Annotated in this window: 11 protein-coding genes; 4 read left to right on the forward strand and 7 right to left on the reverse strand. The window is 67.6% G+C overall.

Translation table 11 applies throughout. From position 1 onward, the window contains the following. A complete protein-coding gene (mdo, locus tag HGB39_RS14750; RefSeq protein WP_005573920.1) occupies window positions 1-1,272 on the reverse strand; it encodes an NDMA-dependent methanol dehydrogenase in 1,272 nt (423 codons plus the stop codon). A 322-nt stretch (window positions 1,273-1,594) separates the two neighbouring features. On the opposite strand from mdo, the gene HGB39_RS14755 reads away from it, so the two are divergent. After that, entirely contained in the window at window positions 1,595-2,650 is a 1,056-nt protein-coding gene (locus HGB39_RS14755; RefSeq protein WP_005253784.1) for a ferredoxin--NADP reductase, read from the forward strand. A 6-nt stretch (window positions 2,651-2,656) separates the two neighbouring features. Here the strand turns inward: HGB39_RS14755 and HGB39_RS14760 are convergent, their stop codons facing one another. Together HGB39_RS14760 and HGB39_RS14765 are read right to left on the reverse strand one after the other, a co-directional pair. Continuing rightward, window positions 2,657-3,253 (reverse strand): CHAP domain-containing protein, encoded by a 597-nt coding sequence (locus tag HGB39_RS14760; protein ID WP_039950378.1) that lies wholly within the window; start codon window positions 3,251-3,253, stop codon window positions 2,657-2,659. A 25-nt stretch (window positions 3,254-3,278) separates the two neighbouring features. Then, the gene (locus HGB39_RS14765) at window positions 3,279-4,007 is read right to left on the reverse strand and encodes a DNA alkylation repair protein (RefSeq protein ID WP_242323167.1); all 729 of its coding nucleotides are present in this window, start codon (window positions 4,005-4,007) and stop codon (window positions 3,279-3,281) included. A gap of 173 nt (window positions 4,008-4,180) precedes the next feature. Here HGB39_RS14765 and HGB39_RS14770 point away from each other — a divergent pair, with 173 nt between their 5' ends. Together HGB39_RS14770 and HGB39_RS14775 are read left to right on the forward strand one after the other, a co-directional pair. After that, window positions 4,181-4,546, forward strand: coding sequence for an SPW repeat domain-containing protein (locus HGB39_RS14770; protein ID WP_025432213.1), 366 nt, complete (start codon window positions 4,181-4,183; stop codon window positions 4,544-4,546). 86 nt (window positions 4,547-4,632) lie between these two features. Then, on the forward strand, window positions 4,633-5,286 hold the full coding sequence (locus HGB39_RS14775; protein ID WP_005253780.1) for a TetR/AcrR family transcriptional regulator: 654 nt from the start codon (window positions 4,633-4,635) through the stop codon (window positions 5,284-5,286). On the opposite strand, the gene HGB39_RS14780 is transcribed toward HGB39_RS14775, so the two are convergent. The 4 genes from HGB39_RS14780 to HGB39_RS14795 all read right to left on the reverse strand — a co-directional run bounded on the left by HGB39_RS14780 (window position 5,274) and on the right by HGB39_RS14795 (window position 10,703). Further along, entirely contained in the window at window positions 5,274-6,047 is a 774-nt protein-coding gene (locus HGB39_RS14780) for a glutamate racemase (RefSeq protein WP_005253779.1), read from the reverse strand. The genes HGB39_RS14775 and HGB39_RS14780 overlap by 13 nt on opposite strands. A gap of 32 nt (window positions 6,048-6,079) precedes the next feature. Next, window positions 6,080-7,309, reverse strand: coding sequence for an NAD(P)/FAD-dependent oxidoreductase (locus tag HGB39_RS14785; protein ID WP_182624080.1), 1,230 nt, complete (start codon window positions 7,307-7,309; stop codon window positions 6,080-6,082). A gap of 84 nt (window positions 7,310-7,393) precedes the next feature. Continuing rightward, window positions 7,394-9,925 carry an ABC transporter permease gene (locus tag HGB39_RS14790; protein ID WP_005573927.1) on the reverse strand — a complete coding sequence of 844 codons (2,532 nt, stop codon included), beginning with the start codon at window positions 9,923-9,925 and terminating at the stop codon, window positions 7,394-7,396. A 4-nt stretch (window positions 9,926-9,929) separates the two neighbouring features. Then, window positions 9,930-10,703: an ABC transporter ATP-binding protein gene (locus HGB39_RS14795; RefSeq protein ID WP_005253776.1), complete on the reverse strand. Its 774-nt coding sequence runs from the start codon at window positions 10,701-10,703 to the stop codon at window positions 9,930-9,932. Window positions 10,704-10,847: 144 nt separating this feature from the next. On the opposite strand from HGB39_RS14795, the gene HGB39_RS14800 reads away from it, so the two are divergent. After that, complete coding sequence (locus HGB39_RS14800; RefSeq protein ID WP_005573928.1) at window positions 10,848-11,765, forward strand: DUF3159 domain-containing protein; 918 nt, start codon at window positions 10,848-10,850, stop codon at window positions 11,763-11,765. The last annotated feature ends 28 nt before the right edge of the window (window positions 11,766-11,793 follow it).

Raw genomic sequence — 11,793 nt, forward strand, 5'->3', positions numbered from 1 at the left:
TCAGTACGCGTTGTTGATCGCGTGATCGACCACGGGGAGCATCGACTCGACCGTCACCTCGCGCGGGTTGCCCGGTGTGCACCAGTCGCCCTGGATGTGCTCGGAGATGGCCCGCACGGTCTTCTCGTCGCCCCGGATGGTGTCACCGCGACCCTCGTACTTCTTGGTGTTCATCTGGTTCTTGTCGTACGAGTCGGTGCGCACCTGACCGAAGTTGTCCGGAATGCCGACGTCCTTCGCCAGGCGGATGGCCGCCTCGACCGCTGCGTCCGCTGCCTGCACCGTGGTGAGGTTGCGGGTGTCCACGCCCAGCGCTCCAGCCAGCTGAGCGTAGCGCTCGTACCGCGACGGCAGGTTGTACTCCCAGACGCGGGGCAGGGCGATGGCGTTGTTCAGGCCGTGGTGGCTGTCGAAGAACGCGCTGACCGCGTGCGAGATGGAGTGCACGATGCCGAGGCCGCCGGAGTTGAATGCCTGGCCGGCGATGTACTGCGCGTTCATCATTCCCTCGCGGGCCTTCAGGTTGCGCGGCTCGAACACGGCCTCCCGCAGGTTCTTCGCGACCAGTTCCACCGAGTACAGCGCGTTGCCGAGCGACGGCGCGAAGTCGAGACGCGACACGTACGGCTCACTGCCGTGCGCGAGAACGTCGAATCCGCAGTACGCCGTGAAGTGCTGGGGGCAGGTGTAGTACAGCAGCGGGTCGTCGATCGCGAGGGTCACGATGGTCGCCTCGTCGAATCCCACCCACTTGTGCGGGTTGTTCATGTCCGACGTGTCGGTGATGACGTACGCCCACGATGTCTCCGAACCCGTACCGGCCGTGGTGGATACGGCGATGTGGGGTGGGTTCTCCTTGTTGGTGGACTTCGCGAATCCCTCGAACTCGTTGATGTTACGGCCGTCGTGCGCGACCACCACCCGGGCGCCCTTGGCGGCGTCGTGACTCGAGCCGCCGCCGACGGAGATGATCGAATCGCACTTCTCCTTCTGGTAGAGCGCGGCGGCTTCCATGACGTTGTAGTCCTTGGGATTGGACTCGACCTTGTCGTAGAGCACGACCTCGACGCCCTGGTACTCGATCTTGCCGACCAGTTCCTCGATGATGCCCGAGCCGCGCAGGCCCGTGGTCATGAGCAGGGTCCTCTTGAATCCGAGGTTCTTCGCCTCGACGCCGATGATGTCGTGGGCGCCCACTCCCATCAGTGCCCGCGGGAACGGGTGGAATTCCTTGATGGGGAAGTCCCAGATCTGGTTGAGCTCGATGGCCATGGCCGTCTCCTCGATTAGTCGATGTCGGATCTGAAGCGTTGCGGAAGGGGACGCACTCGATGTGATCGGCGTCTCACCTGGAATCCACTGTGACCTAGTTCGGGCCCCGGTTACAGGCCTGCGGGGCCGAACCGTCCGACCGCGGCGCACAAACTGCCCGAACGGGCAGGTGCGGCCGGGCCGAGCCGGAGGGGGCGGCACTCGATAGGATGTCCACTTCACGCGGAGTCCACCCGCTAGGCAAAAACTAGAACCTGTTCTATATTTGGAGCAGGCAAGCGAGCGTTCCGGCGCTGCGAAGTACGGAAGGACTGCACACACGATGACGACTGTCGAGGTGCCGCACAGCTCACGATCGGTGGTGCTCACCGTGTCGGGCGTGGTCGAGGAAACACCCGACTCCCGGTCACTGGTCTTCGACGTCCCGGCAGACCTCGCCGACAAGTTCGCCTACAAGCCGGGCCAGTTCCTCACCCTGCGCATCCCCAGCGACCGCACGGGCTCGGTCGCCCGGTGCTACTCGCTGGCCAGCTCACCGTTCACCGACGACGCCCCCAAGGTGACCGTCAAGCGGACGGCCGAGGGCTACGGGTCCAACTGGCTCTGCGACAACATCGCCGTCGGCGACACCCTCGAGGTCCTCCCCCCGTCGGGAGTGTTCACCCCCAAGTCACTGGACCACGACTTCCTGCTGTTCGCGGCAGGTAGTGGCGTCACGCCGGTGATCTCGATCCTCAAGTCCGCCCTCACCGAGGGGTCCGGCAAGGTCGTGCTCTTCTACGCCAACCGCGACGAGAAGTCGGTCATCTTCGCGGAGGAACTCCGCACGCTCGCGAGCCGGTACCCGTCACGGCTCGTGTCCATCCACTGGCTCGAGACGGTCCAGGGACTGCCGAGCGTCGATCAACTCGCCTCCGCCGTCGCGCCCTACCTGGGGCACGAAGCATTCATGTGCGGACCGGTGCCGTTCATGGACACCATCCACAAGGCGCTCGCCGACGCCGGGATGCCCCGCAGCCAGGTGCACGCCGAAGTGTTCAACTCGCTGGCCGGCGACCCGTTCCGTGACGCCGACGTCGTGGAGGTCACCGACGACGAGGCCGCCGACGCCGCCACCGTGGAGGTGGAACTCGACGGCGAGATCCACAACCTGAGCTGGCCCCGCAAGCAGACCCTCGTCGACATCATGCTGGCCAAGGGAATCGACGTGCCCTACTCCTGCCAGGAGGGCGAGTGCGGGTCCTGCGCGTGCACCGTGCTCGAGGGCAAGGTCGAGATGGAGAACAGCGAAATCCTCGACCCCGAGGACATCGAGAGCGGCTACATCCTGGGCTGCCAGGCCCGGCCGGTCACCGACCACCTCAAGATCGAATTCTGACTCCGCTCACCCGAGCCGGCCGAAGCCGACGACGGCGGAGTCGCTCGTCCAGTCCACGGTGTGGACGCGGATACGGCCGAACTCGTTGCCGCCGACCGTCGTAGCGGTGTCCCCGTCCACCGCGACGACGACATTGGTGTGCTGGCCGACCCAGCTGCTGTTGTCGTAGAGCACCACGTCCCCGACGGTCGGGCGGTATCCGCCCCCGACCTCCTCGAACCGCGACTGCGACTCGTAGTACTCCTGCAACGTGTAGACCCCGGGAATCCGCCAGTGCCCGGAATTCGGATTCGCCAGCGGCAGGCCGGCTTCCCGCATGATCCAGCTGACGAAGTCCGCGCACCAGGGCTCCTCGACCCCTTCGGAGTAGAACGTGCCCGGCCGCTGCCTGTCGTGTTCGGCCTCGAGCAGCCCGACGATCCGTGCCTGCTGCGGCGACAACGCGGATGTGTCGACGGCCGGGAATTCTGCGGTGTCCCACGGTAGATAGCGGTCCGGCGCGAGCCACAACACCCCTCCCGCCACGACGACCATCACAGCGACGACGGCGCCGAGGATCACCCCGGCACGTCGGCGGCGGCGAGTGGGCGCGGGAGCAGTCATGCCACCGAATGTAGCGGGTATCCGGTCACCGCATCGCGCGGTAGCCCGCACGCTCCTCTGCGGTCAGATGCTCGCACGCATACGTCAGGGCGGTGCGGCCCATCGCCGCGGCGTGCCGGTCGAGGAAACCGGTGAGCAGGTCGCGGTCGACCCGCTTGCCGACCTCGCGCAGCATCCAGCCCGTCGCCTTCTGCGTGAGGTCGCGGCGATCACCGAGAACACGCTCCGCGACCTCGAGCGTCGTGGAGGCGTCACCTCGGCGGATGAAACCGAACGTACTGAGCAGCGCGACACGGCGCCGCCAGAGGTCGTCGTCCGCGGCCAGATCGAACACCGGGGCGCGCGGCCGGTCGTACAGCCACGCGCCCAGGATCCGGTCGGCGGACGAGTCCACCAGATCCCAGTTGTTCACCCGTCCCCGCATCACCACGTCGAGGTAGAAGGTCGCGATCTTCTCGCGCAGGGCGTCGTCGTCTGCCTTCGCCGCCCGGTCGAACTGCGTCGCGAGCACCAGCAGCCCCGCCAGTCGATGCTCGTGCACCGGACTGTCGAGGAGCACCGTCACCTCCGGAAGGTCCAGATCGGCGTGCGCACGAACCACGCTGCGCGTCCCGGGAACCCGCACGCCGATGAAGACGTCGCCCTCCCCGTACTCCCCCGGACCGGTCTTGAAGAACCGTGCCAGATTGACGGCGTCGGTCTCGTCCGACAACTCGTCGAGTGCGCGCTTCACGTCGTCCGCGGTGGAAGTCACGAAGGCACTGTCCCACAGGGGGCCGACAGCCGCCGCGACAGCACGGGCAAAAATCACGAAACATACTCTGACCTGCAGTTCGCGTTATCCGACTGCAACGAGCCAGGTATTGATCGGTCGGTCAATCTGGCGTGTACTCGAGGTGGACACAATCCATTTCGAGGAGGCTGGACATGAGATCGTGGAGTCGTATGCAAGATGTGGTGGCGATCGTGATCGGAGCCTTCGCGGCGCTCTCGCCGTTGTGGCTCGACACCAACAACGCCGCGATGTGGTCACTCATCGTGCTCGGTGTACTCGTGGCCCTCTCCGGTCTCGTCCACATGAGCCGCCCGGAGATGACCGTGGCCGAGTACGCGATGGCCGTCTTCGGAGTGCTGTTGTTCCTCTCCCCGTGGGTGATGAACTTCGACGCATTCACGGGCGCGTCGTGGACCGCATGGGTCGTCGGTGTCCTGGCAGTCGTCGTGGCTGTCACGGGGTTGCCGATGATGAGTTCCCGGATGCACGGACACGGAGGTCTGGCGACACATCACTGATCTGTGAACCACAGCACCGAGAACATCGATTGGGGCGGGGCGCAGGCTTACGGCCTGCGCCCCGCCGTTCACGTCCGGAAAGGCCCATGCCAGCACCTCATCTCGGTAAGCCCGGTGGCCTCCAACCGCGGAAAGGCCGGCGGCGGCGCAGCGCGAAGATCGACGGCGACGCCCGGGAACTGATTCTCGACGCCGCCGAATCCCTCATCGCCGTACACGGATTCGATGCCACGTCCACCGCATCGATCGCCTCTGCCGCGCACGTCCCGAAAGGACTGGTGTTCTACTACTTCCCCTCCAAAACCGACATCCTTCTGGCGCTGCTGTCCGAGAGACTGCCCACCGAACCCTTCGGCGACGTGGCCCCCCTGGTGACTCCGGGCGACCCCGCCGCCAGCCTCGTCAACCTCGACAACGCGCTGAATCTGCGCGATCACCACTCGTCGGTGATGCGCGTGATCATCTGGCGCGAGGCCGAGACCCACCCGGACGTCCGTGCACACCTGCGGCGGTTCCGCGACTACCTCAGCGACATCACCGAGCGTCTCCTGCAGGCCAGTTCGCCCTACCCCGTGCAACCCGGGACGCTCCGGGCCTGCGCGACGGCGTGGGTGGCCGCGATGTTCTCCGTGGCGGGCAACGACCGCCTCCACGACCTCGACGACCTGCCGCGACGGCACGGCGAGGAACTCGACAACGTCGCACGCGTCGTGGCGGCCGGGATGGTTCAGCTCGGCTGAGAACGCCCCGCCGACAACAGCTGACCGGCGGGGAACGCCTCGGCGCTCGCGGGCAGCCGCCCGGGCCTGCCGCTGAGGAAGACCTCGACGGTGCCCTCCCCCGCGCTCGGACGGTTCAACGCATCGATACGGCGGAGGGTCTGCGCCGCCACCGCCTCCGCGCTGTCGAACAACCGCACCCCGGCGGGAAGCTGCGCCGCGATCTCGTCGGCCATCAACGGATAGTGGGTGCAGCCCAGCACCACCCCGCCCACGTCGTCGGGTGTGCGCTCCACGGCGGAGGCGATGGCAGCGGTGGCCGCGTCCCGCTCGCCGCGGTCGATCGCCTCGGCGAGACCGTGGCACGCGACACCCACCACGGAACTGCCGTTCCCGAACTTCTCGATCAGATCGGCCTGATACCGGCTCGCCGTGGTCGCCGCGGTCGCCCAGACGGCCACCGACGGACACGCGGCGGCCGCCGGCTTGATCGCCGGAACCGTGCCGACGACCGGAACAGCCGGTCCGACGAACTCCCGGACGTGGTCGAGCGCCGTGACGCTCGCCGTGTTGCACGGCAGCACGATCACCTCGGCTCCGCGGTCGAGGCAGCGCTGCGCGGTCGCGAGAACGCGGTCGATCACCCACTGTTCCGGCTTGGGACCCCACGGAGCCCCGTCCGGATCCAGAGCGAGGATCAGATCCAGTTCCGGTCGCAACTTGCGCAGCCACGCCGACGTCGGCAACATGCCGAGACCCGAGTCGATGAGCGCAACAATCACCCGGAGAATCTATCGCGCCCCCGCCCGGCGGCCTACGCCGACGCGGCCTCGAGGACCTCCCCGATCGGAGTTCCCGCCGCGATCTTGCCCCGCATCTTCATAACGCCCCCCGCCATGCCGGCGCCGACGACACCCGCCAGGATGCCGTCCCGCTCGTAGTAGGCGAGGAACTTGCGGCCGTCGTCCTTGATCACGTGCACCTCGTCGGTGGCCGCCACCGTGCCCAGTGCCTGGATCTTGATGTCGTACTGGTCGCTCCAGAAGTACGGCACCTGAGCGGCGGCGTTCTCGTCGCCGGTCCCGGTCAACGCCCCGGCGAGGATCTTGGCCTGCTCACCGGCATTGCTCCAGTGCTCGACGCGTTTGCGACCGCCCACCTTCAGCTGCCACGCGGCCACGTCGCCGACTGCCCATACGTGCGGGACCGCCGTGCGTCCCACGCCGTCGCACACCACACCGTTGTCCCGTTCGACGCCCGAGCCGTCGAGCCACGCGGTGACCGGCACCGAGCCGACTCCGATCGCCACCACGTCGACGTCCACCTCGCTTCCGTCGCCGAGGACGGCTCCGGTGACGCGGTCCGTGCCCACCAGCGAGGTGAGCCCGACACCGGCACGCAGGTCGACTCCCTCGTCCGTGTGCAGCCGGGCGACGAGTCCGCCGATCTTCTCGCCGAGCACGGACGCGAGCGGTGTCGGCTGCGGCTCCACCACCACCACGTCGAGACCACCGGCCCGCATGCTCGCCGCCAGCTCGCAGCCGATGAAGCCCGCGCCGACGATCAGTGCCCGCTTGGCCTCGGCGAGGTCCGCGCGCAACGCCAGGCTCTCGTCGATGGACCGGAGAACGTGGACGCCCGCGAGCTCGGGCAGACCCGGTATCCGCCGCGGCACGAGGCCGGTGGCGATCACCAGTTCGTCGTAGCCGAGTTCGGTGCCGTCCGCGAGTCTCAGGATGCGGGAACCGGTGTCCACCGAGGCCGCCTCGACCCCCAGACGCAACTGGATGTTCTTCTCGTCGAAGAACTCGCGCGGCTTGAGTGTGGTGTCGCTCTTCTCCCCGCGCATCACTTCCTTCGACAGCGGCGGGCGGTCGTACGGAAGGTGCGGTTCACCGCCGAGAAGCACCAGGTCACCCTCGTATCCGGCCCGCCGGAGTTCCTCGGCTGTGCGCAGACCTGCCAGGCCCGCTCCGACGATCACAATTCTCTGCACTGTCCCCGTACCCGCCCAATCTGCCCCTGCGACGAACATGACCGCCATCACATCTCTGGCACAAGTCATATCAAACGCGCTCCGCACCCGTGAGTACTTGTCAACCGCGGGCGGTTGACAAGTACTCACGGGTCAGAGATCGGCGATGGCCTCCAGCGGCCGGGTGCGGGCGGCCCGGCTCGCCGGCCACAGCGCGGCGAGGACGCCGACCACGCCGGATCCGAGGAGCATCGCTATCACCTGCCCCCACGGCACCGTCACCTGGTCGAGCCCCTGGTCCTTCAGGGTGCTCACGAAACCCCAGCCGAATGCGATGCCGAGCAGCACGCCGACGGCCGCACCGAACACCGCGATCAGCATCGACTCAAGGTAGATCGTGCGACGCATCTGGGACCGCTGCATTCCGACCGCGCGGAGCATGCCGATCTCCCGCCGACGCTCGACCACCGACAGCGCGAGCGTGTTGATGATGCCGAGAATCGCGATCACGACGGCGAGTGCGAGCAATCCGTAGAGGATGGCGAGGAGTGTGTCGATCTGTTGCCCCTGTGTTCCCTTGAACTGTTCGCGGTCCTGCACCTGAACCACGACGAACTGCTTGGTCGCGGATTCGAGGTCGGCGCGCAGCTGCGTCAGATCTGCACCCGGCTTCGCGTCGACGAGGACAGCCAGATCGGGAATGGTCGCGGCGGGCATCACCTGGCGGTACACGTCGTCCGAGACGAGCCAGTCGCCGACCAGCTGGTTGTCCTCGAAGACACCTGTCACCTCGGCGTCGACGACCTTGCCGTCCGCGCTCGTCATCGGGACGGTTGTCCCCAGTGTCCAGCCCTTCTGCGCGGCCGTCGTCTGGGACACGATGAGGTGGTTACCCGTCAGATCGGCGCCGCCCGCGACGAGCTTGTAGTCGAGGACGCCCTCGAGCGGGCCGTCCAGCGACGCGCCCTGCTGCTGCTCGTCGTCGACCTTCACGGACACCGGATGCAGGGCGGCGGCGCTCTGGACGTCGTCGAGGTTCCGCACGGCCCTCGCCGCGCCGCTGGGCACACCGATCTGGTTGGGGCCGGTGAGCACGTAGTCGGCGGACACCCCCGAGTCGACGAGCTGGTTGACGCTGGCCTTCGCGGACGCGCCGAACACGCCGATCACGGACACGAGCATCAGACCGAGCGTCAGCGCGAACGCGGTGGCGGCGGTACGACGCGGATTCCGCACGGCATTGGTGCGGGCCAGGCGCCCGACCGGGCCGAACGGCTTGGCCAGTACCGCTCCGAGCGCCCCGACGATCGGCCGGGACAACGCAGGCGCAGCGAACAGCACGGCCAGGATCAGACCGAGCGCGCCGGCACCGACGACGGCGGCCGCGCCCCCACCCGTGCCGCGCGAACCGATCACGAGTCCCACGACGCCGAGTACCCCGAGGACGGCGCCGGCGACGGTCCGCACGTGCAGCGAGTCACCGGTGGACGCGAATTCCTCCCGCATCGCCGCGACCGGCGGCACCTTGGACGCGCGCCGGGCGGGCGCGTACGCGCTGATCGTCGTCACCAGCACCCCGACCACGAGGGCGATGAGAACCGTGCGCGGCCCCACCTGCAGGGGCCCCTCGGGCAGACCGACGTCGAACGCGTTCAGCAGTCCGCGCAGACCGTAGGCCAGGCCGACGCCGGCGGCGATCCCGATCGCGCTGCCGATCACGCCGACCACGAGGGCCTCGAAGACCACGGAACGGCCCACCTGCTTGCGGCTGGCACCGATCGCGCGGAGCAGCGCCAGTTCGCGCAGGCGCTGGGCCACGATCATCGAGAACGTGTTGTAGATGATGAACGTGCCGACGAGCAGGGCGATCGCACCGAATGCGAGGAGGAAGTAGTTGATGAAGCTCAGCGCCTCCGTCACCTGCGCCTTGGTTTCCTCGCGCACCTCGTCGCCGGTCTGGACCTTCGCGTCGGGAAGGGCCGCGGCGATCTCGTCGCGCAATTCGGTCTGGGACGGACCCGTTCCGGCGACGTCGATGTACTCGACGTGCTTGCCGTCGGTGAACAGTTCGCGGGCCTGCGAGTCGACGAACGTCGCGCCGATGAATCCACCGGTCTCGTTGCCGGTGTCGTAGATGCCGGAGACGGTGACGTCGACCATGCCGCGAGCGGGCACGAGAACCTTGGTGGTGTCGCCGACCGCCAGTTGCGCGCGTTCGGCGGCACTGGCGTTGACGGCCATCTGACCGACCTGGGCCGGCGGGCCGCCCTGAACGTATTCGTCGGGTTCACCGAGCGCCTGACCCGGCGGGAGGTACGACTCGCCGATGCTCGGCGCACCACCAGTCTGGACGGCGGCGCCGTCGGAGTCGATGAGGACGATCTGCCCGCTGACGGCTGGTGCCACCGCGCGCACTCCGTCGAGCGCGGTGATGGTGTCGAGGTCGGCGAGGGGCACTCCGCTGGAGTTGCGCTCCTCGCTCGACACGCGGACGTCGACCCCTTGCGCGGTGTTCTCGAAGATCGAGTCGAACGTCTTCTGGAGTGTGTCGGTGAAGACGAAGGAGCCTGCGACGAACGCGGTGCCGAGCACCACGGACAGCACCGTCAGTGCCAGCCGAACCTTGTGTGCCGCCAGATTGCGCAGCGACACCTTGCGCATCGGAGCGCTGGATGTGGACGCCATGCGGTCAGACCGCCGCGTCGGACGCGAGGGCGTGGGCGGGCTCGTCGAGTCGCTTCATCGTGTCGAGGACCGAATCGGCCGTCGGGTCCCGCAGTTCGTCGACGATCTTGCCGTCGGCGAGGAAGACCACCCGGTCGGCGTAGGCCGCCGCGCGGGGATCGTGCGTGACGATGACGACGGTCTGGTGGAACTCGTCCACCGCCGCCCGCAGGATCGCCAGCACCTCACCCGACGACTTCGAGTCGAGGTTGCCGGTGGGCTCGTCGCCGAAGATGATCTCCGGCTGCCCGGCCAGGGCGCGGGCGCACGCGACCCGCTGCTGCTGACCGCCGGACAACTCGCCGGGGCGATGCTCGAGACGGTCCTGCAGTCCGAGCTTGGTGAGCACGTTCTCGAGCCACGCGGCGTCCGGCTTGCGGCCCGCGATGTCCAGCGGAAGGGTGATGTTCTCCAGTGCCGTCAGCGTCGGCACCAGGTTGAACGCCTGGAATACGAAACCGATGCGGTCGCGTCGCAGCTGCGTCATCTGTTTGTCCGTCAGCGTCGTCAACTCGGTGTCGCCGATCAGGACGGAACCCGAACTGGCCGCGTCGAGACCTGCCAGGCAGTGCATCAGCGTCGACTTACCGGAACCGGACGGTCCCATGATCGCGGTGAACTCACCACGGGCGAACTCGGCGGATACCGCGCTGAGCGCGTGAACCTGGGTGTCGCCGGTGCCGTACGTCTTGGACAGCTCGACAGCACGGGCAGCGACAGCGGGGGCATGCGTGCTCATGATCGCCTTTCGTCATTCCTCTTGTGGCGGTCCGGCCCCGTGGTGACGGGCCGGGACGGTGCACGCGCGGCGCACTCCTCCATCTTGTCGACACCCGCGGCGGCCCGCCATCAGGGACCACCCTGATCTTGGGTCCCCGCGGCCGTGATCTCGGACACGGAGACCCGCGCGGAAACGCCCACGACGGAAGTACCGACCTGGGAGAATTCCGGTATCGCCGGTGCGAAGGAGAGCCTCATGGCCAACGAATCCCCCAAACCCCGGGCGGGATCGCGGTTCGTCGACGCGTTCCTGCAATCACCCTTCGCCGGCCTGGCGCCGTGGATCCTGATGTCGCTGCTGTCCGGTCCCGGGCGGTTCGAGGAATCGGTCGCCACCGCTCTCGGGTTGTCGATTCTGTTCCTGTTCCTCAGCCACCGCCGCGGCGGAACCCTCAAACCCCTCGAAGTGTTCGACATCCTCTATTTCGGCTGTCTCGCCGCCATCGGACTGTTCGCGTCCGACGACCTGATCACGTGGCTGGAGAAGTGGTCGGGCGAGATGTCGAGCCTGGCGCTGGTCGCGTTCGCGTTCGGCTCGCTGCTGCTACGCAGTCCGTTCACCCTGCCGTACGCGAAAGAGACCACGCCCGAGGAATATTGGACCTCGCCGCTGTTCCTCAAGGTCAACCAGCTCATCACGCTGGTGTGGGCGCTGTCCTTCACGGTATCGGCGGCGGCCGGACTGTACGGCGACCTGGTCCTCGACCAGCCGGACAATTTCTGGACGGGCTGGATCATCCCGATCGGAGCGCTGCTGTTCGCGCTGTCCTTCACCGAGTGGTATCCGGACGTGGCGAGCACGCAGGCGCCGCGGGCGCCCGGAGAACCGGAAGAAGTGGCACCGCCCCTCGTCAAACTGTTCGACTTCCTGCCGCCGTTCGTGGTCGGCGTGGGGATCGCGATGCTCGTCACCGACAACGACCCCGACTGGCTGGGCATCACTCTGATCGTGGTCGGCGCCGTCGGCACCGCCGCGCTGCGACGCGCGGACACACAGAGCCGAAGCAGTTCGGCCGCGTGAGGCAAAACGTCACTGATCGGATCACCGA

The organism is Rhodococcus opacus (assembly GCF_012396235.1).
GTDB classification, from domain to species: Bacteria; Actinomycetota; Actinomycetes; order Mycobacteriales; family Mycobacteriaceae; genus Rhodococcus_F; species Rhodococcus_F opacus.

Coding starts and splice junctions, on each gene's coding strand:
- mdo (WP_005573920.1), bottom strand. CDS start 1,272: ATGGCCATCGAGCTCAACCAGATCTGGGACTTCCCCATCAAGGAATTC.
- HGB39_RS14755 (WP_005253784.1), top strand. CDS start 1,595: ATGACGACTGTCGAGGTGCCGCACAGCTCACGATCGGTGGTGCTCACC.
- HGB39_RS14760 (WP_039950378.1), bottom strand. CDS start 3,253: ATGACTGCTCCCGCGCCCACTCGCCGCCGCCGACGTGCCGGGGTGATC.
- HGB39_RS14770 (WP_025432213.1), top strand. CDS start 4,181: ATGAGATCGTGGAGTCGTATGCAAGATGTGGTGGCGATCGTGATCGGA.
- HGB39_RS14775 (WP_005253780.1), top strand. CDS start 4,633: ATGCCAGCACCTCATCTCGGTAAGCCCGGTGGCCTCCAACCGCGGAAA.
- HGB39_RS14785 (WP_182624080.1), bottom strand. CDS start 7,309: ATGGCGGTCATGTTCGTCGCAGGGGCAGATTGGGCGGGTACGGGGACA.
- HGB39_RS14790 (WP_005573927.1), bottom strand. CDS start 9,925: ATGGCGTCCACATCCAGCGCTCCGATGCGCAAGGTGTCGCTGCGCAAT.
- HGB39_RS14795 (WP_005253776.1), bottom strand. CDS start 10,703: ATGAGCACGCATGCCCCCGCTGTCGCTGCCCGTGCTGTCGAGCTGTCC.